This is a genomic window from Streptomyces sp. PT12 (genome assembly GCF_003311645.1).
Classification (GTDB): domain Bacteria; phylum Actinomycetota; class Actinomycetes; order Streptomycetales; family Streptomycetaceae; genus Streptomyces.
In genome coordinates this window covers 32,775-55,000 of sequence record NZ_QEST01000236.1, presented here as the reverse complement: position 1 = coordinate 55,000, position 22,226 = coordinate 32,775, and the positions used below count along the sequence as shown (strand labels likewise).

Below are 22,226 nucleotides of genomic sequence, written 5' to 3'. Positions count from 1 at the left end.
CTGCCGCGCCCCACGGGTGATCCCGTGGGGCGCGGTGTCAGGACGGGGTGGTGGCCAGGACGCGGTTGAGGGCGCTGTCGGGGCGCGCGGTGAGTTCCTCCCAGGTGCCCTCCTCAGCGACACGGCCGGCTTCGAGGACGGCGACGCGGTCGGCGCGGCGGATGGTCGCGCGACGGTGGGCGATGACGATCGTGGTGCGGTTCCCGGCGCCGAGCGCGGCGGCGAGCCGGGCGTCGCCCGCGTTGTCCAGGTGGGCCGTGGTCTCGTCGAGCACCAGGACCCGGGGCCCTGGCACCAGGGCACGGGCGAGCGCGATGCGGGCACGCTGGCCGCCGGAGACGGTGGATCCGCGCTCCCCGACGGGGGTGTCAAGGGAGCCGATCCCGTCGACGCCGCAGAGGCTGGCTATCTCGGCCAGCACGCGGTCGTCCGCGCCCGGCGCCCCGAGGCGCAGGTTGTCGGCGAAGGTTCCGTGGAAGAGGGGGGTGTCCTGGCCCACCACGGCGACGGCGGCGCGGAGTTGGGCGTCGGACAGGTCGCGGATGTCGATGGGCGCACCGCCGTCCGGCACCAGGAGCACGGCTCCGGCGACCGGGTCCCAGAATCGGGCCAGCAGGTGGGCGCAGGTCGACTTGCCCGCGCCCGAGGCCCCCACCAGGGCGAGCGTCCGTCCCGCGGGGACCGTCAGATCGACGCCGACCAGCACCGGCTGACCACCGTAGTCGAAGCTCACCTGCCGGAACCGGACGCCCAGCGGACCCGGCGGCAGCGTGCACGATGCGGCCGGCGGCGGGGCGAGTGCGGGGGCCCGCATGGCCGCGTCGACCCGGGCGGCCGCGGCGCGCAGGCCCATGGCCTGGCTCAACGCCCTGGCCGACTCGGCGACCGGGCCGAGCACCGACAGGGCCAGCGCCATGGCCGCCGGAGCCCACGCGCCATGCAGCCTCCCCGAGGTCACGGACTGGGCCGCGGCCGCCACCACACCAAGGACCGCGCACACGATGAGCAGGTCACGGACGGCGGCGGCCATCGCCTCCCAGGTGGCCTCGGCCCGCTGCGCCTCGCCCACCCTTCGGCCCTGCTCGGCGAGCTGGCCACGCCGACTGGCCAGCCCGCCGAAGGCCAGCAGCTCGCGCAGCCCGTCGACGGTGTCCACGGTGTCGGCCGACAGCTTCGCGGCGGCCGCCCTGGTGCGCGCCCCGCGCGCCGCGCGCCCGCGCGCGTCGGCGAAGGGGGCTGCGGCGAGCAGCGCGGCGACCGGCAGTACCGCCACAAGCAGCCACGGCTCCAGCATGGCCAGGGTCACCGTACCGCCGGTGAACACCACGCCGGATGCGAGGAGTTGGGCTGTGGTGTGGGCGTAGAAGAACTCCAGGGCCTCCACGTCGGTCATCGCGGTGGCGGCCAGCTCCCCGCTGCGTTTGCCGGCGACGCGGGCGGGCGCGCTGCGGGCAAGCCCGTCGAAGACCCGCACCCGCAGCTCGGCGAGCACCCGGTAGGCCAGGTCGTGCGAGAGGTCCATCTCACGCCAGGTGGTCAGGGCGCGGACGAGGACGAGGAGGACGAGAGCGGCGACCGTCTCGGCCGAGGGAGCGCGGTCCTCCGTGACGGCCGTTCCCACGGTGTGGGCGGCCAGGGTCAGCAGCGTGACCAGCGAACCCTGCTCGACGACGGCGGTGGCACAGGTGCGGGCCATCATGGCCCGGTGCCCGGCGAGCGCGGGCAGCAGGGCGCGCAGCGAGCCGCGCGGGGGCACCGGCGCCTCGGTCGTGCCGCTGCCCGCGGTGCCGTCCTGGATGGCGCCGCTCATGCCGCGGCTCCTTCGTGCGGACGGCCGGCCCTGACGAGTTCCGCGTAGATTCCGTCGGCCTCGACCAGGTGCGCGTGCTCGCCAACGGCGTCCGCCCGTCCGCCGTTCAGCACCACGATCCGGTCGGCGTGCTCGACCGCGGCGAGCCGGTGGGCGATCACCAGAATGGTCCGGCCTCCCGCGGCGGCCAGCAGCTCCCGAACGATGTCCGCCTCGCGACGCTCGTCGACCGAGCTCGTGGCCTCGTCGAGGACGAGGACCGGAGCGTCGGCCAACAGGGCCCGCGCGAGGGCAAGCCGTTGTCGCTGGCCGCCGGAGAGGGTGGAACCGCGTTCGCCTATGACGGTGGCGTAGCCGACGGGGAGGGCGGCGATCTCGTCGTGGACGCCGGCGGTACGGGCCGCGCTGACCAGTTCGTCGTCCGTGGCCGCGGGCCGGGCCAGGCGCAGGTTGTCGGCGATGGTGCCGTGGAAGAGGTAGGTCTCCTGGGAGACCACGGCGATGCCCCGCCGCAGCGAGTCGAGCGCGTACTCGGTCACGTCGCGGCCGTCGATCGTGATCCGGCCCCGCCGCGGATCGCGATGGCGCAGGAGAAGGGCGACGAGCGTGGACTTGCCAGCGCCCGAGGGGCCGACGATCGCGGTGGTGCGCCCCGCGTCCGCGGTGAAGGCGACGCCGTCGAGGGCGGGGCGCTCCGCGCCGTCGTAGCCGAACGTCACATCCTCGAAGCGCACCTGGGGCGGCCCCTGCCAGTCGGCCCGCGCGGTTCCCGTGTCGGGAACCGCGGGTTCCGCGGTGCGCAGCGCCGCGAGCCCGTCGGCGGCCGACGCGCCCAGATACCCCGCGTGCCACTCGCGGGACAGGTCGCGCACGGGCCGGAAGCACTCGGAGGCCAGGAGCAGCACCAGATAGGTGCCGGTCGCCGCGGTGGATCCGGTGACGGCCGACCAGCAGGCGAGCAGCGCGGCGGCCACGGTGCCGCCCTGGATCGCCAGGTCGGTCAGCCCGGTGTCGACGAGGGAGACCCGGAGCTTGGCGACGGTCGCCCGGTGCAGCGCTGCCGAACGCTCCTCGAGCCGCTCCCTGACACGCCCCACGGCACCAGCGGCCCGCAGCGCGGGCATGCCCTGAAGCGCCTCGAGGTAGTCGGCGCCAAGACCCTCGTAGGTGTCCCAGTGCTCCCTGCCGCGTTTGGCGAGGAGCCGGTCCCAGGCACGCGGCGCGAGCAGGCCGAACAGCAGCGCGGGGACGAGGCCGACGAGGGCGCTCGGCTCGATGGCGGCCAGGGCGACGAGCAGCAGGGGCGGCACGGTGAGGGTGATGAGGAGCTGGGGCAGGTAGCGGGCGACGTAGGCGTCGACGCCCTCCACCCCGTCGACCAGGGTCGTCCGGACGGCCCCGGCGCGCGCGGTGGTCAGGTGCGCGGGCCCGAGTCGGCCGAGGTGGGCGACGAGTTCATCGCGCAGTCCCACCCTGACCCGTGCCCCGGCCCGGGTGGCGGCGCGCCGCTGCCCGCACGTCAGCCCCGCGCGGGTGGCGACCACGGCCAGCACCGCCGCGAGGAGCACGGGGAGGCGGCCCGTCTCGCCCCGGGCCAGGTCGGCGAGCGCAAGGGCCAGGAGCGCGGCCTGCGCGAGGTGGGTCAAGGTGACGGCCCCCTGGAGGAGGGTGGCCGCGAGCAGGGTGCGCCGTGCGTGCCGCGCGGCGCGGCGCAGCTCGGGGTGGACGATCACGGGGTTTCCTCTTCCGAGCGAAGCGAGTGGGGGGTACCCCCGGCCGAAGGCTGGGTGGGGGTGCCGAGGGCCAGGCCGTGGACGATCCAGTCCCGGCCCGGGGCGGCGCCGAGCGCGGCGCCCAGGTCCGCCCGCTGCCAGGAGCCGACGGGGCGGCTGAGCAGCCCCCGTCGGCCGGCCGCCACCTGGGCAAGGCCCACGCCGAAGCCGGCTCGCAGATGCGCCCGGCGGATCCGCGGCGCGTCGGAGTCCGCCGGGCAGCCGTATCCGAGGAGGATGGCGCCCGCGTCGGCCATCCAGCCCTGGCCAGCCGCCCAGGCCCCGAGAGTCGGCCGCGCCTCGCCCGATGCGAGCCGTCGCAGGGTGCCATCGGACGCCAACTCGACGAGTTCGGGACTGGGTTCGCCGACCGCCGCGCACCACGCGACCTCGCCGGCACTCGCGTCGACGGCGGTGGCCAGCACCGTCCGCAGCGCGTCCCGCGAGGGGGTGCCCGTCAGCGGCGGCCGGGCGCTGCGGCGGGCCAGCAGCTCTCGCGGGGTGGGCGCGTCCGCGCCCCGGCGCGCACCCACGGGCGGCGGGAAGTGCAGTGCGGCGAGAGGGTGTTCGGCGAGCCCGTCAAGGCGGAGGATGGGCGGGGTGGTGCCGAGCGCGGCGGCCGCGAGCCACAGTGCCGCGGCGGCGTGTCCGGTGTCAAGCAGCAGCAGGGGCCAGGCGCGGTGGCCGTAGTGGGAGACCGTGCGCCGCGCGGTGACGGAGAGCTCGACGGTCGCACCGGGCAACGCGTCGTCGGGGGCGGGATCGAGCGCGTGCGCGCGGTGGCGCAGCGGGTCGTAGCCGTAGCGCCCGGGCGGCAGCGGGCAGTCGGCGCCCACCACCAGCTGGGCGTCGACCGGGTGGCGTCCGCCCGCGGACGGGGCGGGCCGCAGCCGTCCGGCGCCGTCCACGGCGGCCAGCGAGAGGCGGAGCAGCCGCGGGAGGTCCAGCTCCCCGGGACCGGCCTTCGGCAGGCAGTGAGCGCGGCCCGGCCAGTCGGGGACGGCGGCCCCGGCAGGCGTGTCGGGACCCGGCTCCTCAGCGGAGCGAGCGCGGGCGAGGGCGAGGGCGAGGTTCATCGGGCCGCCCTCACATGTGGGGAGGAGGAGCGAGCATGAAGTCCTCCGGCGCGCTCGGCGTGGTCGTACGCCAACCCCGGCCGATGGCAGCTTGCGCGAGGCGTGGGCAGCCGAAGTAGCCGAAGGCTGCGGGGGCGTTGGGGATGAGCCCGGAGACGAGGACCCGGGCCACGCGCAGCGGTGTCTCGGCCACGTCCTCGGTGGTGAGGTCGAACGTCATGACGCGGTGGCCGCCGTCGTGGAGCGCGCGCTCAAGTCGCTCCCGGCTGCCGCGTTCGACCGCTTCGACGGGCACGACGCCCCGCGCTGGCTCGGTGAACCGCCGTGCCTCGGCCGCCATCCGCTCGTCCAGCCACACCTGCACATGGGCGCCCAGGTCCCGCACCCGGGAGAAGTGCTCGCCGCACGCGTCGAGATAGCGCCTGTCCGCCCGGTGGTCCAGGTAGAGGCCGCGGGCGAGCAGCCCGGCCTCCACGGCCTGGAACACCCAGCCGTCGGGGTCGATGAGGCCCTGCGTGAAGATCCAGGTGTGGACGGCTTCCAGCACGGCCTTGCGGGCGGCCTCGGCCGGGTCGTACTTGCAGGCGAACCCGGCCGCGCGGACGCCGAGTCGGCGGTCGTGGACGAGCGCGGCCGCGCAGGGGGCGAACTCCGATGGCATCTCGACGAGATGGACGTCGAGTTCGGATCCGGCCAGGTCGTCGGCGAGGCCGGGCACGCTGGCCGGGTCGATGCCCCGGGTCGGCCCGTCGAGGTGCCACCACAACTCCAGCGCGTCGCGTTCGACGATCTCCAGCAGACCGCGCTCGACGGCGTCGTCGAACCCCTGCCCCGCGGCGATCCCCGCGTAGTTGAGGTGGTGCGTGCGGGGCAGCGAACGCAGCTCGCCCTGGCGCCAGTTGAGGTGGGTGAGCGCGACGGGTGCCCAGACCTCGGCCGTCTCCCCGTCAGCCAGGCGTTCCTCGCCGCGCGTCCACAGGCACGGGGTGTTGGGGGTGAGGGGGCGGTAGGGGAACTTCGCGCGGGCGTACTGCCAGTCGGCGTAGGCCGGCAGTTCCTCGGGGCCGTACAGCCGCAGGCCCTTGGCGGTCAGCTCGGCGGCCGTGGCGCGCAGCGGCGCGTCCTGGTGGCCCGGCGGCGGCACCCGGTTTCCGCAGTACCGCTCGATTCCCTCGGCTATGGCGGCCGTTCGGGCGCCCTCGGGGTCGCCGAAGGTGGTGCCGAGCGACACCCGGTCGGCGGGCCACAGGCCCAGCTTGCGGGCGTCGGCGATCTCGGCGGTGAGCGCGGTGTAGCGGGGCGGTGCGCCCGCGGGGTGTTCGACGGGCTTGACCTTGCGGACGATGCCGCAGACGGGGTCGACGAGAGCTTCGAGCGGCAGCGCCGTCATCGCGGGATCTCCTGTACGGGATCGACGGGTTCGGGTCGGGACGGGAGCACGGGCAGCCGGAGCGCCACGCCGTCGGCCTCGACCTCGCGTCGGGAGGCACGCAGGCGGGTGGCCAGGACCGGGTCGTCGCCGGTGTGCGGATTGCGGGCGTGGGCCGGGAAGTGGTGCCCGGCGATCTCCAGGCGGAGTCGGGTGCCCGTGGGGAGCCGCCGCGCGAGCCGACCGAGCGGCACGGTGAACTCGGCGGCCCGCCCCGGAGGATCCGCGCGTCGGACGACGCCGACGGCGAGCCGCTCGGCCGTGCCCTCGGGGTTGATCGCGGCGAGCCGGGCGAACCAGTCGGCGCAGGGCGTATCGGCGGTGGCCCGCAGCCGCACCTCGGCGGGGCCGATGACGTCCAGCGGGCGCGGCAGCGCGGTGGTGACGAGCAGACACCGATCGGGCGCCCCCTCGGTGGGGACGGCCAACTCCTCCGAGGACACCGGGCGTTGGGGATCGGCCGTGAACGAGGCCCCGTGCAGCACCCGTACGTCGGGGCGGTATGGCTCGCCCTCGGCGTCGGCGGCCACCCACAGCGGGCTGCCGCCCAGCGCGACCACGCCGTGGCGCCCGTTCCGCAGCTCGCCGGTGAGCGCGAGGCGAGCCCAGCGCGCGTAGAGGTCGCCGAGAGGCACCCGGTGCTCAGGGCAGGCGTCGCGCCCCGGCTCGGCCACCAGGCCGTGCCCCCAGGGTCCCATCAGCAGTCGCGCCGAGGGCCCGCCCCAGCCGTGCCACAGCGCGAAGGTCTCCGCGGCGAAGTGGTCGTGCTGGCCGCCCACCACGAGCAGGGGCTGCTCGCCCTGCCTCGCCCGCGCCCCGATCCGACCGCGCTCGCGGTGTCGCCACAGGCCCGGCCAGGAGGGCAGGCTCCGGCCCAGCCGCGCGGGGAGGCCGCGCACCGGCAGGTGGGCGAGCAGTCCTGGGTCGGCGGCGAGGGCCTTCCGCAGGGCGCCTTCGTCGGAGTCCCGCCGGTCGCCGTGCGCCGCCCACCAGCCAGCGCGGGACGCGAGGCGTTCCACGCCCGAGGGTTCGCGAGCGGTCTCGGCGGCGCCAAGCGCCGGCACGGCGACGATGACGGCATCGGGGCGCGCGCCCTCGGGCGCCTCAAGCGCGAGCGCGAGCGCGCAGTGCCCGGCGTAGGAGGCACCCGCCGCCACCAACCGCCCATCGTGCCAGGGCTGTCGGCGGATCCAGCGGGCGGTCGCCGCCCCGTCAGCGGCCTCGTTCTCGTATGGACGCCACCTCCCGGCCGAGGAATGCCGCCCCCGCACGTCCTGGGCCAGTGCGGCGAACCCGCGACGGGCCCACCCAGCCAGTTCCGCGTGGTGCCGCCGCCTGTCGTAGGGGGTGCGGATGAGGACGGCGGGGAAGGGGCCGCGGCCGTCCGGGAGCCGGACGTCGGTGGCCAAGCCGTCGATGGCCGAGCCGTCGATGGCCACGGTGCCCGGTGTCATCCGGCCTTCTCCGGCATCGGCGCGACATCGGGAACGGGCAGCAGGGGGTGCTCGGTGACGGTCAAGGTGCGCAGGTCGACCCGGCGGAGGCGGCGCCGAGCGGGCAGGCCGCCGACGTCCGGAGCGTCGGTGGCCCATCGGGTGAGGTCGTCCGCGAGCAGTGCGGCGAGCAACCCCGCTGCCGGGCGGGCGAGTTGGATGAGGGCCCCGGAGGTGCGTGGGCCGCTCCAGTAGGCGGCGAGCTCGCGGTGCGCGGGCGTGGCGGCGAGTCGACGTGCCCGCACATGGGCCGAGGTGACGTCGTCGGCGGCGGCAGCGAGCGGCTCCACGTACGCCTGCCAACCCTCGCGGTAGCAGCGCAGCCAGGCGATGCCGCGTTCGGGCAGCCGGTCGGCGTCGTCCCACATCCCTTCGGGCACGGGCCCGTCGACGCACCAGACCACGGCGGCGGGGTGCCCGTCGGTCACCGCGTCGGGCTCAGCCGAGCGCGGCTGCGCCCCTTCGGCCCGCAGATACGCGGCCAGCGGCTCGGTCAGCACCGGGTCACCCACCAGCCGAACGTCCCTGCGCTCGGCGGGCCATTCCGCGTGCCGCGGCGCCTCCACCAGATATCCGGCGTCCTCGAAGGCCCTGGCCAGCCTGGCGAGTTCGGCATCCTGCTCGCCCGTCGCCGCCCCTGCGAGTCGGGCCAGCAGCGCGCCCTGGTCCACCTCGCCGATCCGTACTCCGAGGAACTCCCCGTCGGCCGTGCGGATGGCAAGACCGCCCCCGGGCACGGCGACGACCTCGACGCCGCGGGCGAGCTGGCTGCGGGACACGTCGGGTCTCCTGTCGGGTAGGCCGTGGTTGGGGTGTGGGCCCGCGCGGAAGACGACCGGCGGGCCCACGGGCAGGGTTGTGGGCCCTTGGTTACTCGCCGTCGTCCTCGAAGGGGTTCTCAACGAGCGCGTTGGAGTGCGAGGCCGAGTCGTGAGCCAGCTGGCCCGGGTCGACGATCGGCGCGAAGACCCGCTCGTTTTCCATCTCGTGGTCCATGAACTCTCCTTGTTCGCACGGGAGTACGGCGATCGGACGAACGCCGCACAGGAGAGGCTAAAGAATATGATTATCATTTACTAGACCGGGGAGCGTGATCCAGGTAACACGCGGCGATGGAGGCCCAGATGACCGCCGACCCACTGCTGATCGTCTCCGACCACATCGGAGGATCCGTCCACGTACTGACCGTGCCGGACGGCACCGAGACCGGCCGCCTCACCCGCCGCCACCTCTCCGAGCACGCCGGGTTCCTGGCGCTGCCCGGCGGGCGCCTCGCCTGCGTCGACGACCGCAGGGGCGAACTGCTCGTGCTCGCCCCGTTCGGCCCTGAGCTGGTGGACGCCGCGATCCCGGTGGCCGCGCCGGCCGAGCACCTCGCCGTCGACCCATCAGGCCGGTGGGTCGCCGTCACGACGGGCCTTGGCAGGAACGACGAGCCGTGGTCGGATCTGCTGACCGTCGTCGACCTCGCCACGGGCGACACGTCCCGGGTGCGCACCCGGGTGGGCGAGCCAGGAGTCACCGTGCTGGGCGGGGGCGAGCCACTCGTCGTCCTGCGCCACAGGGAACCCGGCGCCCTGGCCGTCCACCGGTTCGCCGACCTGCTCGGGGCGCCGCCCGGCTGCCCACGGGCGACGCCCCACGCGCACCTCCCGCTGCCGGCCGACGGGCACGGAGACGCCCAGGACCCGGACGGCGGCGAGGTGTTCGCGGCCGTCGGCGAGGGAGTGCGTCGAGCACACCGCCACGGTGACGCACTCGTCGCGGGGCCGCTGATCCCCTGGGGTTCGGCCGCCCGGGGCTGGTATCTGCGGCTCGACCCACGGCGGCGGGCGCTGTGGTCGACACTGCGCGGCGGCCCCACCGACCCGCCGCGATGGCCGGAGTGGACAAACCACGCCTGGTGCCACGATCTCCCGACCGGGCGAACGACCCGGACAGAGCTCGGCCCTGGACTGGTCTTCCGGCTCGCCCTCGCGAAGGACCACACCGCCTTCGCCCGCATCCACCCGGACGGCGACGAACTGATCCTGCTCGACGCCGCCCGCGGGACCACCCGCCGCGCCCCCCTCCCGGCCATGGACGGCGCGCCCCGTCGCGGCAGCACCCCCTGGGAGGGCGTGCAACGCCGTGCGGTGGCGGCGTCACCCGGCGCGGGCTGGGTCGCCATCACCCGCGGCGGCCACGGCGAGGTCCACCTCTTCGACGCCGAAACGGGTACGGAGGCGGCCCGTCTGAAGCTGGACACGCCCCTGCGGCACGGCGGCCACGCGACGCTGCGCAGCAGGAACGACGGGGCCGAAGGCGACCCGGTGGGCCGCTAGGTGTGTCGATCACCAGCAGACACGCCCGCGCCCTGGGCGAACGCGCCGCCGCGGAACTCAGACCGCGCTGGCGCCGTCGCTGCACCGCCAGGGTCTGTCAGGCGAGCAGGGCCGTGGAATGGGTGAGGACCTGTAGGCCGAGTTCCGGCGGGCCCAGTGGCCGCGCGCGGAGGCCGGCCTCCGTGGCCTCCGCGCGCAGGGTCGTCTCGTCGAGGAGGTACCAGGGGTAGCTCACGGTCCGCTCGGCCACCAGCCGGCCGTCGTGGTGGGTGCGGTAGGTCATGTGCCAGGTCAGGATGGCGTCGCCGACCGGCTCCGCGCGGGCCCAGCCCTCGTAGCGGCGGCGTCCGACGTGGGCCGTGGCGGCCAGGGTCTCGGGGACGGCGACGGGCTCGGTCGGCGGTTGCAGGTTGAGCAGGGCACGGCCGCCGGGGGCAAGCCGGGTGGCCAACAGGTTCCAGAGGGCCCGGCGTTCGGCCGGGGGGAAGTGGCCGATAACGTTGAGGGCGATCACCAGGCCGAGTCGGTCGGGGAGTTCGGCCGCGGGCAGGGGTTCCGGCAGGACGGTGACCCGGGGGCGCAGCGCGTCGTGAGTGGCGAGCCTGGCGAGCAGGGCCGCGCGCAGACCGGGGGACGGTTCGACGGCGATGATCTCCGACTTCGGCAGGGTGTCACCGAGCAGCAGCGTGCCGCGGCCGCTGCCGGCGCCGATGTCGAGGACGGGGCCCGTGGCGGCGTCGGTGTCCCGGATGGCTTCGGCGAGGGCGGGCCCCGCCGCGTCCCAGAACGGGGCGATCAGGAGGTCGAGGTATTCGGCGGAGGCGGCGTAGGCGTCGGTCGCGTCGGTCATGGGATTCCTGCCGTGGACGAGGTGAGGTCGAGGGAGTGGACGAGCGGGTCGCCGCGCAGCGCCTCCATGACCTGCCAGGGGTCGAGGACATCGGCAGCGAAGTGGGCGCCGGGGGGTGACCGGTCGGCCAGGACTGCGTGGGCGGCGAGGGCCGCCGTGAGGCCGCTGACGTGGTAGGGGTCGCCGATGCGCAGGGTGAGCGAGCGGACGACTCCGCGGGCGGTGCGGGCCTGGAACGCCAGCACGTAGTAGGAAGTGCGGTCGCGTAGGTCGGCGCTGGCCGCGGCGGTCAGCGCGGCGGCGTGTTCGGGGAGGTGCCGGGGGTCGTCGGCCCAGGCGAGTGCGAGGGCGGTGGGGATGGCATCGGAGGGGTAGGCGGCGTGGGCGCGCAGTTCGGCGAGGCCGAGGTGGGCGGCGAGGCGGGCGCTCTCGGCGGTCAGGTAGGGCATGGCGTCGACGGGTTCCGGGAAGCCGGTTGGCTGGACGCGGCGTCGTGGCGCGAGGGTGCGGGGGGCGACCTGTCCGTGGCGCCAGGAGGCCATCGGCTCGCCGAAGTCGGGGCCTTGGGCGAGCAGGATGTCGATGGCGGAGGCCGGGGTGATGCGGACCGCGCCGCCGACGTAGGCGTCGAGTCGGTCGCCAGGTCCGGCGATCAGCCGGGGCAGCAGCCCGGTGAGGCCGGGCGTGACGCCGGCGGAGAAGAGGGCGGTGTGGCCGCCGACGTCGGGGTTCTCGTGGGCGAGTAGCGCGCGGTGGGCGGGGAGGTCTCCGGCGGCGTCGACGTAGTGGGCGCCGACCGCGCGGGCGGCGCGGGCGACCGTGTCGAGGAGCCGGTAGGAGGGTCCGGCGCAGTTGACCACGAGCTGGCTGCCGACGCAGAACTCACGGAGGGCACGCGGGTCTTCGGCGTCCACAGGGAAGGGTTGGGCGCCGGGCACTTCGGCGCACAGGGCGGCGGCCCGGTCCCGGCTCCGGCCGCCGACGCGCAGCCGACGGTGGCCGAGCGCGGCGAGTCGGCGGACGGCGGTGGCGCCGACCGCTCCGTAGCCGCCGAGCACGGCGATCAGGGGATCTCTCATCGTTCCTTCCCTCGCAACCGCATTCTAATGATAATCGTTTCCAATAGCTTGATCTGTTGGAGGGAGTCCCCTGTGTTCGAGGTGATCGTGATCGGCGGCGGCCCGGCCGGGTTGAGTGGGGCGCTGGTGCTGGGGCGGCAGCGACGGCGGGTGCTGGTGGCGGACGGCGGCCAGGTCCGCAACGCGCCGGCCGACCAGATGCACATGTATCTGAGCCGGGACGGCTTCCCACCGAAGGAGTTGCTCGCGCTCGGCCGTGAGGAGCTCACCGCCTACCCCGGCGTCGAGCTGCGGGCCGGGCAGGTGCGCTCGGTCAAGGGTGAACGTGACGACTTCACCGTCGAGTTCGCCGACGGTCGGCGGGAGCGGGCGCGGCGGGTGCTGCTGGCCACCGGGGTGGTGGACGAGCCGTTCGCCATCCCGGGCCTCGCCGAGCGGTTCGGACGCGGCGTCTACCACTGCCCGTTCTGCCACGGCTGGGAGGCCGACGGCCACACGCTCGCGGTGATCGGCCGGGACGTGCCCCAGGTCATGCTCGGCCTGTATCTGGCGGACCGCTACAGCGACGACGTGGTGGTGCTCACGGACGGCCCGCACGAGCTGCCCGACGAGGTCCTCGGCCGGCTCACGGCGCGCGGCGTGCCGGTGCGTACCGAGCGGGTGGCAAAGCTGACGGGCGAACCGGGCGCGCTCCGGCTGCGGTTGGCGGACGGCTCGGTGCTGGAGCGGCAGTCCGTCTTCCATCGAGCGCCGGTTCGGCAGCGGGCCTCGTTCGCGGCGGACCTGGGCTGCGAGGTGCTGGCGGACGGCTGTGTGCGGGTGGACGAGTTCCAGGCGACCACCGTGCCCGGGGTGTCGGCGGCCGGCGACATGGCCAGGCTGGCGGCGCTGCCGGACGCGTTGACGCTGGTGAGCCAGGCAGCGGCGGACGGGGTGCGGGCCGCGGTCTGGCTGGAACAGGGCCTGTTCCGGGCCGGGTTGACGGCCGGCTGACGGGGCCGGGGCGCGGGCCGCGCGCGGGCGGCCCGCACCCCGGGAGCTCCGGTCGGTCACCCGGCGGGCTCCGCCAGCCCGGCGAGCCCGGCGACCGTGGGCGCTTCGAGGAAGTCCCGGACGGTCACGGTGATTCCGGCCTCGCGGGCGAGCCGGCCGAGCACCCGTACGGCGAGCAGCGAGTCGCCGCCGAGGGCGAAGAAGTCGGCCGCCCTGTCCACCTCGGCCACGGCCAGCACCTCCTCCCAGACGGCCGCGATGGCCCGCTCGGCGCCCGGCCGCGGCGGCCCCGGCTCCTCCCCTGACGCCTCGGGCTGGTAAGCGCCGAGCCGCAACCCCTCGGCCTCGGAGGGCGGATCGGCCGGGGTCGGCAGCCCGACCACTTCGGACCAGCCCTCCGGGGTGGCCAACTCCCCCACGAGGCCGGTCAGTTCCGTGAACATCGCGTCCACGAGCGCCGCGTCGAACACCTCGTCCACCAGCGAGAACACCAGGAACATCTCGTCCCGCAGCTCGAACATCCGCACTTCGAGGGCGACCTGAGGGGTGCGCAGCTGCTGGTGGTGGTCGGCCATGTCGACACGACCCAACGGCCCGGCCGTCTCCGGCAGTCGGTCCCCCATGGCCGCGTCCATCCCCAGCGTGCTCTGGAAGACCACGGGGGCGACCGGGCGATGGGTGCCGCGGCGGCGGCCGAGCTCCCGGGACACCTCGACGCCGCTGATCAGGCTGTGGGCGGCGGACTCGCCGAACCGCCGCTGGCTGTCGGCGGCCAGCTCGGCAAACGTGGCGCGCTCCGCGAGCTCCACCGGGATCAGCGTGGTGGAGGCGAAGGCGCCGACGATCCGGTGCACGTCGGGGTGGAGGGGCAGCCGGTTGAGCTGGAGGGAGTTGAGCAGCATCCGCCGGTGCCCGGCCCGATGGGCCAGCACGATGGCGTAGGCGGTGAACATCGCGGCGGACGGGGTGACCTCGTGCGCCGCGCACCGTTCGCGGAACGCCGCCCAGGTGGCCGCGTCCACCCGGTGCTGGCGGCTGCCCATCAGCTCGGGCCGCGCCTGCCTCGGGTCGGCGGCCAGCGGCAGGGCCGGCGGCCGCGGCAGCCCATCGAGCCGGTCCCACCACCAGTCGCGATCGGCCTCCCAGGCGTCGGTGTCGGGCAGCCCGGCCACCGAGGTCACGTAGTCGCCGTAGTCGATCTCCAGCGGTGGCAGCATCGCGTTCCAGTCGGAGACCAGCGCGAACAAGTCCCGGTACAGGACGTTGGAGGACCAGCCGTCGATGATCAGCAGGCTCACGGCCGCGTGCAGCCGGGCGCGGTCGCCGGGCAGCAGGGTCAACCGGCACGCGATTCCCGGTCCCTTGGCGGGGTCGGGTCCGGTGGTCGACATCTCGGCGCGGATCGCGGCGACGGCGGCCCCGGCCGCCTCGGGTCCGGCGTCGCGGAGGTCGGTCACCGTCAGCTCGGGCACGGCGCCGGGCGCGTCGTCCGGCAGGATGTGCTGCCGGCCGTCCGGCAGCACCCGTGCGCGCAGGGTCGGTTGCCGCCGCACCAGGCGGGCGAGCGCGTCCCGCAGCGCCTCGGGGGCCTCGTCCGGGTCGACCTCGTTCAGGCCGATGTCGACATAGTGGTGCGCGGAGGCGTAGGACAGCTCCCAGCCGTCCTGCTGGCCGACGAAGTAGCCCTGCTGTAGCGGCAGGAGGGGGAACGGTGCGTGCGGATCGCTCCTCCTGGTCACCTCGACCGGGAGGGCGCGGCCGTCGGCGGAGCCGACGCGGCGGCGGGCGACCAGGTCGGTCAGCTCGGCGAGCGTGATCTCCACCCGGACGTCGGAGAGCGCCAGCACGACGCCGAGGCTCCTGCGCACCATGGCGGACATGCGCACCGCGAGCACCGAGTCCCCGCCGAGGCTGAGGAAGGCCCGGTCATCGGGCACCTCCTGGGGTGGGAGGTCCAGCAGTTCGGACCAGATACCGGCGAGCGTGGCGCGGAGGTCGTGCTCGGGTGCGGCGAGCGGGGGTCCTGGGGGCATGGTTCTCACTCCTGTGTCTGCGCGAAGGTTCTGGACTGCGGCCTGGCGCCGGGGGCCCGGGCGACGAGGAGCCGCTGGCCGAGCGCGGTCAATGGGTGATCGGGGTCCGGCAGGTCGAACAGCGGCCGGTAGCCGGCCTCGGCCAGCACGGCGCGCCACTCCGCCGCGGTGAGGAAGATCCGGTCGGTGCCGGCCCGGATGTCGCCGGTGCCGGGGCGTGGGGCGCCGTCCGGCGGCGACATCAGGAACTGCATGGAGGTCATGGCCTGGTAGTGCTCGCGGCAGGACTCGATCACCAGCAGCAGCCCGCCGGGCGCCAGCAGCCGGCGCACCCTGGTGAGGGTCGCGCCGATGTGCAGCGCGTTGTGCAGCACGTTGGCCGCCACGACGACGTCGGCCGCGCCGGGAGGGATCCGCGGCTCGGCGAGTTCGGCGTTGATGTCGAGGTGGCCATAGCGCAGCCGGTCGCCGAAGCGCCGCCTGGCCGCGTCGAGGAAGTACGGGGAGACGTCGGTGAACAGGTACTCCACGGGCCGGTCGGCGAGGGCGGCGAGCAGCGCGGTGGTGGTGCCGCCGATCCCGGCGCCGAGTTCGAGTACCCGCGCGGGGCGGGCGGCGGGCGCGGGCGTTCGGCGCAGCAGTTCGCCGGCGGCGGCGTTGAGGTAGCGGTTGATGGTGTTGTCGCGGTAGGCGCCCTCGGCCGCTGACGGGTCGTCGTCGCGGAACAGCAGGCTCTGGGCGGTCACCTCGTCGCGCAGCAGCCCGGGGAGTTGGTCGGCGGCGGTGAGGAAGAAGTCGGCGATCGCCTCGGGGTAGCCGAGGCCGCGGCAGGCGGCGTGCACGGCCGGCGCGGTCGCGGCGACCTCGGCGCGCCGCACGGCGCGCAGGTCGCGCACGTTCCCGGTGGCGGCGTCGCGGCGGAGCAGGCCCTCCTCGGCCAGTACGGCGAGCCAGCGGCGCGGTATCCACCGGTGGCGTGGCGCGACGCCGAGCCGGTCGGCGATCTGGTCCCAGCGGTGGGCGACGCCGGGCCGGAACAGCCCCTCGCGGCCAAGGGCACGGGCCATGGCGAGGAGCGCCGCCTCGTCGAGCCGGCGCAGGTGGCCGGGGAGCGCGTCGGTGTCGGTGCCCGTGATCGCCGCGAGGCCGGCCCGGTCGGCCCCCTCGTGGTCAGTGCTCATCGAGGTTTCCTGGCGCGGTCGGCGCCACGTCGATCGGCACCGAAGCGAGGCCGGCGCGGCGCAGTTCGCGGCGGGCCGCCTCGGCGAGCCGACGGCGGACGAAGCGGCGCAGCGGCTCGTGCGCCGTCCCGGGGCCGGCGAGCGCGGCGGCGGGGCGGGGTGCGGCGTCCGCTGGCGTGACCGCCTGGAGGAGTTCTGGTCGCCGCGGGTCGAGGAGCACGGCGGCGTCCAGGTCGGCCAGGGTGCGGCGCAGCTCGGCGGCGCTGACGCCGGTGCCGGGGGTCAGCAGCCGGTTGGGGATGCCGGTGACGCGCAGTGCCCGGCGCCCGGCCAGCTCGCGCAGGGCGGCGCGGCGGTCGCCGGCCGGCAGCTCCGCCCAGTCGAGCTCGTCGGTGGCCGGCGGTTCGCCGGTGGCCCCGGCGTCGACGCGCAGGACGGCGTCGAAGCGGTAACGCGTCAGCTCGGTGTCGGCGCCGAGGGTCTTGGGGTGGAAGGTGAGCGCCACCTCGCGGCCGGACTCCCCGGCGATCCGGGCCAGCAGCGGCGGGTCGAAGAGGAGTTCCTCGTCGCGGGCGGCCCGCTCGGCCGCCCTGCGGTCCACCTCCGCCGACGGGAGTCCGGGGTTGGCGGACGACTCGACCCAGCACCAGTGTGCGGTGAGCAGCCCGGAGTGTCTGATGTCGCCGACGACCACGGTGCCGCCCGGGGCGACCAGCGCGATGGCGTCGTGCACCACGGCGCGCAGGTAGGCGACGCCGGGGAAGCACTGGGTGACGGAGTTGAGCACCACGCAGTCCGGGCGGCCTTCGGGGAATCCCGCCTCGGCCAGGGCACGTTGGACAGCCGGGCCGTGCGCCTCGTGGGCGGCGGCCCGCACGACCGTCGTCCCCGGCGGGGCGGTGGCCGTCAGCGTGCCGACGGACTCGGCGGACACGTCGGTACCGACGTAGCCACGCAGCCGGGGCCGCAGGCGGTGCATCAACAGGCCGGTGCCGCAGCCGAGTTCGAGCACCCAGTGGGGATCGGCGCGCAGCACGAGGCCGGCGGTCCGCCGTACCCACTCCCGCATGTGCGCCACCGGCAACGGCTGGCCCGTGTCGGAGGCGCGCCAGCCCGAGAGGTCGAGTTCGGTGGAGTGCCGCCCGGCCGCCTCGGCGTAGGTGGCGTCGTAGACCTCGGCCCACTGCGCCAGGTGCTCGGCGAGCAGCGCCCCCGGTTGGGGGCGCACTGCCAGGGCCTCGGGGGTCGGCGAGATCCGGACCGTGCCGTCGCCGACGTCGGCCGTTCCGACCCACGGGTGGCGGCGCAGGATGTCGGCGGCGTGCCGCAGCCCGTCGTCGAGGTCAGCCGGCATGGTGGTGCTCCGTTCTGTACTGGCCGCTGGGGGTGAGCGCGCTCCGGTCGAACCGCAGGACGCGGTCGGCGCGTTGGGCGAGGCCCTGGTCGTGCGTGACGAGCAGGATCGCGAGTCCTTCGGCGCGCAGCGCGTCGAGGAGGTCGAGGACGCCGTGCCCGGCGTCGGGGTCGAGGGCCGAGGTGATCTCGTCGGCCGCGAGCACCCGTGGGTCGGCGGCCAGGGCGCGGGCGACGGCGGCGCGTTGGCGCTGCCCCCCGGAGAGCTGGGCGGGCCGTCGGCGGGCGACGGCCGGGTCGAGACCGACCGCCGTCAGGAGTTCGGCGGCCAGGTCCCGGGCGGCGTCCTGGGGGAGCCCGCGCAGCAGCCGGCCGGGACGCGCGACGGACGCCCCGACGCGGTGGGCGGGGTTCAGGGCGGTGGCGGGGTCCTGCGCGACCAGCTGCACCGCGCTGACGCGGGCCGGTCGGCGGTCCTCGACGCGCCAGGGCAGCGGCTCGCCACAGACCCGCAGGTGGCCGGCCGCCGGCGGCCGGAGCCCGGCGAGGGCGCGCAGCAGCGTCGACTTGCCGCAGCCAGACGGGCCGGTGATGGCGACCAGTTCGCCCGCGCGCAGCTCGAAGGCGCCGTTGTCCAACAGGAGTTGTCCACCGGGCGAGGCGAGCCGGAGACCGTCCGCCGACAGGACCACAGCCCCCGCACCCCGCATGGTCCCGGTGGGCGAACGCCCACCGACCGGTGGCGCGGGGATACGCCCGGCGGGCGTATCCGCCCGGGGCGCGCCCCCGGGCGCCGCCGCACAGGACAGCTCGGCGGGCCGCTCGGCCAGGCGGGCCTGGCCGAGGTCGAGCACGCGGTCGCCGATCCGGTGGACGAACTCCCGGTCGTGGGAGATCACGATCGTCACCGAACGGGCGTCGCCGCGCCGGGCCTCGATGGCCGCGACCACCAGGTCGAGCGCGTCGGGGTCGAGTCCCGTGGTCGGCTCGTCGAGCACGAGCAGCGGCGGGTCGCCCATCAACGCCCGGGCCAGCGCGACCCGTTGCGCCTGCCCGCCGGAGAGCTGTCCCGGATACCGGCGCCACAGCGCGGCCGGGTCGAGGCCGAGCCGCGTCAGCGCGCCGCGCACCGCCGTGTCGCCGACCCTCCGCCCGTCGGCGACCACCGCTGGCACCCGGCGCAGCGGGTGCAGCGCCGCCGCCGGGTGCTGGCCGACGACGCCCGCGGTGCGGTGGCGCCAGCGGCGGGCGGAGCGACCTGGCTCCACGGTCCCGCCACGCCAGCGCACCGCGCCGGCGGTGCGGCGCAGCCCGTCGGGCAGGGCGTCGAGCACGGCACGCAGCAGCGTCGACTTGCCGCAGCCGGACGGGCCGACCACGGCCACCACCTCGCCTGGCCAGGCGGACAGCGACACTCCGTCGAGCAGACGCCGGCCGTGCCCGTCCGTCACCGTGAGGCCCTCGACGCTCAGCGTGGCGCCTTCGGCGGGGCGGGCCGAAGGCCGGTCGACGCGGACCGGCGAACGACGACGCGCTGCCGACCAGGGCCGCCGCACGCGGCGCCCGGCCGTCGGCGGCCCGGTCCCCGCACCGGCCGAAGCGCCGCCGGGCAGCGCGCCGGAGGCCAGCGCGGCCACCGCCAACGCCACGAAGGCCAGCGCCAGCGCAGGGGCGATCACCCCGGCCGGGTTGAGCCCCGTCCCCGGCAGGTTCTCGCGGATCATCAGCGCCCAGTCCGGGCTCGGCGGCTGTGCGCCGAAGCCCAGGAGGCCGAGGGCCGTCGCCAGTTGGAGGGCCGTGACGAACCGAGCCCCGGCGTCCGCGGCGACCAGGCCGGCCAGCGCGGGAAGCACCTCGCGCGACAGCAGCGCCGGTGCGCGCTCGCCTCGGCCCCGGGCCGCCTCCACATAGCCGGCGTCGAGGGCGCCGCGGGTGGCGTCCCCGACGACCCGCAGGGTCAGCGGCGCGCCGCCGCACACCGTGGCGGCCACGACGGCGGCGTCGCCGGGCAGGGAGACGGCGAGCACCAGCGCGACGAGCAGCGGCGGGGTGGCGAGCAGCGCGTCCGCCACGCCGGTCAGCAGCCGCCCCGAGGAGCGTGCCGTCCAGCCGGCGAGGAGGCCGGCGGCGACGCCGAGCGAGGTGGCGAGCGCGGCGCCGAGCAGGGCGACCAGCGTCAGCTCGCGCCCGCCCGCCAACAGGCGGGCCAGCACGTCGCGGCCGAGGGCGTCGGCGCCAAGAGGCAGGCCGGGGCCGACCGCGGCGTAGGGCGCGGCGACGATGGCGGCCGGGTCGTGGGGCGCGGCGAGCGCGCAGAGCAGCGCGGCGGCGGGCACGGCGAGCGCCAGACAGCCGCGTAGGACGGCAGGGTTCATGCGGTCGCGTCCCGCCTTCCCCGGTCGGCGAGTCCCGCGGCCACGTCGGCCAGCAGCAGCCCGGCCAGCACGACCCCGGCGCCCAACACCGCCACGGCCTGCACCGCTGGCACGTCGCGGCCGGCCACCGAGCCGACCAGCAGCTCGCCGAGGCCCCGGTACCCGAAGACGGTCTCCACCACGGTGGTGGCCGACAGCAGTCCGCCGCCGACGACCGCCAGGATGCGGAGCGCGGGCGCGAGCACGAGGGGCAGCACATGGTGGGCGGCCACCCGCCACCGCGGCACACCGCGCAGCGTCGCGTCCTCGACGTGCGGCAGCCGGCGGGCGTCGGCGAAGGACCCGGCGAGCAGCGCGGCGGCGAAGGCGGCCGCAGGCAGGGCCAGGGAGAGCGCCGGCAGCACCAGCAACTCGGGCTGTGCCCAGGCCGGTTGGCCGATGGGCACCAGCGAGACCCGGGGCAGCCAGCCGAGCAGTCCGGAGAACAGGGCGACCAGCACACCGGCCACCACCACCTGCGGCACGGCGGCCGCCGCCGTGACCACTCCCGCCGCCCGGGGAGCGCCGCCGGCCCACCAGGCGAGGGTGAGCGCCAGCGGAACGGCGAGCGCCAGGGCGCAGCCGGTCAACACCAGGGTGGCTGGCAGCCGTTCGCCGATCAGCTCGGCCACCGGGCGCCCGCTGACCAGGGAGTGGCCGGCGTCGCCCCGCAACAGCCCGCCCAACCACCGGACATAACGCGTCCACAGAGGCTCGTCGAGGCCGAGTGCGCGGCGCAGCTCGGCCAGCTGCTCGTCGCTCGCCCGGCCCCCCGTCCTGGTCTGCGCCGCGTCGCCGGGCAGCAGCGCGGTGGCGGCGAACACCAGCAGGGAGACCCCGAGCAGCAGCAGCGCGGCGCGCGTCGCCTGGCGGATGAGAAGCGGGAACATTCAGCCGTCGACTCGCGCCTGGTCGATGAAGAGCCGCTGGAAGCCGGGGCCGATGGGCAGGCCCGCCACGCCGGGGCGTGCGAGGTCGAGTCCGTCTCCGGCGCCCCAGACCAGGTAGCCGCCCTCGTCGCGCAGCGTCTCCTGTAGCGCGCCGAGGGCGGCGGCGCGGCGGGGCTCATCGGCGGTGGCCAGCGCCTGGTCGAGGTCGCGTTCCCAGTCGGGCCGGTGCCAGGCGGTCTCGTTGGTGGGAGAGTCGGAGCGCAGCGCGACCCGGGCGACATCGAGGAACGGGATGCCGCCGAGGTAGCTGACGTAGCAGTCGGCCTGGGCGTATACCTCGGTCCAGAAGGTCTCGGGCGGCTCGACGGCGATCTGGACCCGGATGTCGACGGCGGCCAGCTGGTCGGCGAGCAGGGTGGCGGCGGTGTCCATGCCGGGGTAGGCGGTGGTGGTGCGCAGCGTGAGGTCCAAGCCGTCGCCATACCCGGCGGCGCGCAGCAGCCGGCGGGCCTCTTCCACGTCGCGCTCCCGCTGGGGCAGGTCGGGGGTGGTGGGGTCGGCGGGCGAGAGCAGGTCGTTGCCCAGGCGGCCCTGGCCGAGGAAGACGGTGTCGATGAGCTGCTGGCGGTCGACGGCGAGCTTGACGGCCTGCGGGACGCGCGGATCGTCGAACGGCGCCCGGTCGAGGCGCATGACCAGCGGATAGAGGGTCACGGCCGGGCGGCGGACCACGACGAGCCCGCCGCTCTCGGCCTGGGTGGCGGCGGCGGGGCTGACGCTGCCGGCCACGTCGGCCTGGCCGGCGGCGACCGCGTCGGCGCGCGCCTGGGGGTCGGCGACGGCCCGGATCTCGATGCGGCGCAGCGGCGGGCGCGGGCCCCACCAGGCGTCGTTGCGCTCCAGGGCGGCGTTGCCGGCGTCGCCGTCGGCCAGCAGGAAGGGGCCCGATCCGACGACCGGCCCGCTGAAGTCGGTGCTGCCCTCGGGGACGACGAACGTGGCCGACTCCAGGGCGCGGCCGACCTCGGCATAGGGGCGGTGGGTGACGAGTTCCACGGTGTGCGCGTCGACGACGGTGGCGGCGTCGAGGTCGAACATGCCCATCCGGCCGTAGTTCTCGGCGGCCTTCTCGCCCATCCGGCGCAGCGAGTACAGCACGTCGGCGGCCCGGACGGGGCGGCCGTCGGTGAAGGCGGCGTCGGTCCTGAGCGTCATCCGCCAGTGGGTGAGGTCGGCGTCGGGCTCCCAGGCGGTGGCGAGCCGGGGCTGGGTGGTGCCGTCGGGTCCTGGCGCGGTGAGCACGTCGTAGAGCAGCGCGAAGCGCAGCGCGTCGGACTCGTTGCCGAGGCCGCCGTGCGGGTCGTGGCTGGCGGTCGCCGGGGCGCCGACGGCGGCGTAGCGGAGGGTGTCCGTGGCGCGGCCGTTCGCGCCCGGGGCGTCGCCGGTGGTGTCTCTGGCGCAGCCGGCGGCCACGAGCGTGGTGGCCGCGGCGAGCAGGAAGCGTCGTCGGTGCATGGTGGTCCTTCGCG

17 protein-coding genes are annotated in these 22,226 nt (G+C 75.9%); 2 read left to right on the top strand and 15 right to left on the bottom strand.

Going from position 1 to position 22,226, the window contains the following annotated elements; genetic code table 11:
• Positions 1-37: 37 nt before the first annotated feature.
• The 7 genes from DEH69_RS25695 to amiA all read right to left on the bottom strand — a co-directional run bounded on the left by DEH69_RS25695 (position 38) and on the right by amiA (position 8,564).
• Complete coding sequence (locus DEH69_RS25695) at positions 38-1,810, bottom strand: ABC transporter ATP-binding protein (RefSeq protein ID WP_113689375.1); 1,773 nt, start codon at positions 1,808-1,810, stop codon at positions 38-40.
• Complete coding sequence (locus DEH69_RS25690; RefSeq protein ID WP_113689374.1) at positions 1,807-3,543, bottom strand: ABC transporter ATP-binding protein/permease; 1,737 nt, start codon at positions 3,541-3,543, stop codon at positions 1,807-1,809. The genes DEH69_RS25695 and DEH69_RS25690 overlap by 4 nt, the downstream gene beginning before the upstream one ends.
• Positions 3,540-4,658: a SagB/ThcOx family dehydrogenase gene (locus DEH69_RS25685; RefSeq protein ID WP_258534960.1), complete on the bottom strand. Its 1,119-nt coding sequence runs from the start codon at positions 4,656-4,658 to the stop codon at positions 3,540-3,542. Before DEH69_RS25685 ends, DEH69_RS25690 begins: the two co-directional genes overlap by 4 nt.
• 10 nt (positions 4,659-4,668) lie before the next feature.
• A complete protein-coding gene (locus DEH69_RS25680; protein WP_113689373.1) occupies positions 4,669-6,048 on the bottom strand; it encodes a YcaO-like family protein in 1,380 nt (459 codons plus the stop codon).
• Positions 6,045-7,541, bottom strand: coding sequence for a CocE/NonD family hydrolase (locus tag DEH69_RS25675; RefSeq protein WP_113689372.1), 1,497 nt, complete (start codon positions 7,539-7,541; stop codon positions 6,045-6,047). The genes DEH69_RS25680 and DEH69_RS25675 overlap by 4 nt, the downstream gene beginning before the upstream one ends.
• A complete protein-coding gene (locus DEH69_RS25670) occupies positions 7,538-8,359 on the bottom strand; it encodes a hypothetical protein (RefSeq protein WP_113689371.1) in 822 nt (273 codons plus the stop codon). The genes DEH69_RS25675 and DEH69_RS25670 overlap by 4 nt, the downstream gene beginning before the upstream one ends.
• Positions 8,360-8,450: 91 nt before the next feature.
• Positions 8,451-8,564, bottom strand: coding sequence for a streptamidine family RiPP (amiA, locus tag DEH69_RS33150; RefSeq protein ID WP_258534970.1), 114 nt, complete (start codon positions 8,562-8,564; stop codon positions 8,451-8,453).
• A 140-nt stretch (positions 8,565-8,704) separates the two neighbouring features.
• Here amiA and DEH69_RS25665 point away from each other — a divergent pair, with 140 nt between their 5' ends.
• Positions 8,705-9,904, top strand: a complete 1,200-nt coding sequence (locus DEH69_RS25665; protein WP_113689489.1) for a hypothetical protein — start codon at positions 8,705-8,707, stop codon at positions 9,902-9,904.
• 97 nt (positions 9,905-10,001) lie between these two features.
• Here DEH69_RS25665 and DEH69_RS25660 read toward each other — a convergent pair whose 3' ends face one another.
• Entirely contained in the window at positions 10,002-10,754 is a 753-nt protein-coding gene (locus DEH69_RS25660) for a trans-aconitate 2-methyltransferase (RefSeq protein WP_113689370.1), read from the bottom strand.
• The gene (locus tag DEH69_RS25655) at positions 10,751-11,833 is read right to left on the bottom strand and encodes a saccharopine dehydrogenase NADP-binding domain-containing protein (protein ID WP_113689369.1); all 1,083 of its coding nucleotides are present in this window, start codon (positions 11,831-11,833) and stop codon (positions 10,751-10,753) included. Before DEH69_RS25655 ends, DEH69_RS25660 begins: the two co-directional genes overlap by 4 nt.
• Before the next feature lie 72 nt (positions 11,834-11,905).
• Between DEH69_RS25655 and DEH69_RS25650 the strand changes: the two genes are divergently transcribed.
• Positions 11,906-12,826 (top strand): NAD(P)/FAD-dependent oxidoreductase, encoded by a 921-nt coding sequence (locus tag DEH69_RS25650; protein WP_113689368.1) that lies wholly within the window; start codon positions 11,906-11,908, stop codon positions 12,824-12,826.
• A 56-nt stretch (positions 12,827-12,882) separates the two neighbouring features.
• On the opposite strand, the gene DEH69_RS25645 is transcribed toward DEH69_RS25650, so the two are convergent.
• The 6 genes from DEH69_RS25645 to DEH69_RS25620 are packed head-to-tail and all read right to left on the bottom strand — an operon-like array spanning position 12,883 to position 22,212.
• On the bottom strand, positions 12,883-14,859 hold the full coding sequence (locus tag DEH69_RS25645; protein ID WP_113689367.1) for a phosphopantetheine-binding protein: 1,977 nt from the start codon (positions 14,857-14,859) through the stop codon (positions 12,883-12,885).
• A 5-nt stretch (positions 14,860-14,864) separates the two neighbouring features.
• Positions 14,865-16,040 (bottom strand): class I SAM-dependent methyltransferase, encoded by a 1,176-nt coding sequence (locus tag DEH69_RS25640; protein ID WP_113689366.1) that lies wholly within the window; start codon positions 16,038-16,040, stop codon positions 14,865-14,867.
• Positions 16,030-17,394, bottom strand: a complete 1,365-nt coding sequence (locus DEH69_RS25635; protein ID WP_113689365.1) for a bifunctional 2-polyprenyl-6-hydroxyphenol methylase/3-demethylubiquinol 3-O-methyltransferase UbiG — start codon at positions 17,392-17,394, stop codon at positions 16,030-16,032. Before DEH69_RS25635 ends, DEH69_RS25640 begins: the two co-directional genes overlap by 11 nt.
• Positions 17,384-19,768, bottom strand: coding sequence for an ATP-binding cassette domain-containing protein (locus DEH69_RS25630; protein WP_147255851.1), 2,385 nt, complete (start codon positions 19,766-19,768; stop codon positions 17,384-17,386). Before DEH69_RS25630 ends, DEH69_RS25635 begins: the two co-directional genes overlap by 11 nt.
• On the bottom strand, positions 19,765-20,697 hold the full coding sequence (locus DEH69_RS25625; protein WP_113689363.1) for an ABC transporter permease: 933 nt from the start codon (positions 20,695-20,697) through the stop codon (positions 19,765-19,767). The genes DEH69_RS25630 and DEH69_RS25625 overlap by 4 nt, the downstream gene beginning before the upstream one ends.
• The gene (locus tag DEH69_RS25620) at positions 20,698-22,212 is read right to left on the bottom strand and encodes an ABC transporter substrate-binding protein (RefSeq protein WP_113689362.1); all 1,515 of its coding nucleotides are present in this window, start codon (positions 22,210-22,212) and stop codon (positions 20,698-20,700) included.
• Positions 22,213-22,226: the final 14 nt, after the last annotated feature.

What these genes read in the sequence shown, in the direction of transcription:
- DEH69_RS25695 (WP_113689375.1), bottom strand. Translation starts at nt 1,810, where the DNA reads ATGAGCGGCGCCATCCAGGACGGCACCGCGGGCAGCGGCACGACCGAG.
- DEH69_RS25685 (WP_258534960.1), bottom strand. Translation starts at nt 4,658, where the DNA reads ATGAACCTCGCCCTCGCCCTCGCCCGCGCTCGCTCCGCTGAGGAGCCG.
- DEH69_RS25680 (WP_113689373.1), bottom strand. Translation starts at nt 6,048, where the DNA reads ATGACGGCGCTGCCGCTCGAAGCTCTCGTCGACCCCGTCTGCGGCATC.
- DEH69_RS25675 (WP_113689372.1), bottom strand. Translation starts at nt 7,541, where the DNA reads ATGACACCGGGCACCGTGGCCATCGACGGCTCGGCCATCGACGGCTTG.
- amiA (WP_258534970.1), bottom strand. Translation starts at nt 8,564, where the DNA reads ATGGAAAACGAGCGGGTCTTCGCGCCGATCGTCGACCCGGGCCAGCTG.
- DEH69_RS25665 (WP_113689489.1), top strand. Translation starts at nt 8,705, where the DNA reads ATGACCGCCGACCCACTGCTGATCGTCTCCGACCACATCGGAGGATCC.
- DEH69_RS25660 (WP_113689370.1), bottom strand. Translation starts at nt 10,754, where the DNA reads ATGACCGACGCGACCGACGCCTACGCCGCCTCCGCCGAATACCTCGAC.
- DEH69_RS25655 (WP_113689369.1), bottom strand. Translation starts at nt 11,833, where the DNA reads ATGAGAGATCCCCTGATCGCCGTGCTCGGCGGCTACGGAGCGGTCGGC.
- DEH69_RS25645 (WP_113689367.1), bottom strand. Translation starts at nt 14,859, where the DNA reads ATGCCCCCAGGACCCCCGCTCGCCGCACCCGAGCACGACCTCCGCGCC.
- DEH69_RS25640 (WP_113689366.1), bottom strand. Translation starts at nt 16,040, where the DNA reads ATGAGCACTGACCACGAGGGGGCCGACCGGGCCGGCCTCGCGGCGATC.
- DEH69_RS25635 (WP_113689365.1), bottom strand. Translation starts at nt 17,394, where the DNA reads ATGCCGGCTGACCTCGACGACGGGCTGCGGCACGCCGCCGACATCCTG.
- DEH69_RS25630 (WP_147255851.1), bottom strand. Translation starts at nt 19,768, where the DNA reads ATGAACCCTGCCGTCCTACGCGGCTGTCTGGCGCTCGCCGTGCCCGCC.
- DEH69_RS25625 (WP_113689363.1), bottom strand. Translation starts at nt 20,697, where the DNA reads ATGTTCCCGCTTCTCATCCGCCAGGCGACGCGCGCCGCGCTGCTGCTG.
- DEH69_RS25620 (WP_113689362.1), bottom strand. Translation starts at nt 22,212, where the DNA reads ATGCACCGACGACGCTTCCTGCTCGCCGCGGCCACCACGCTCGTGGCC.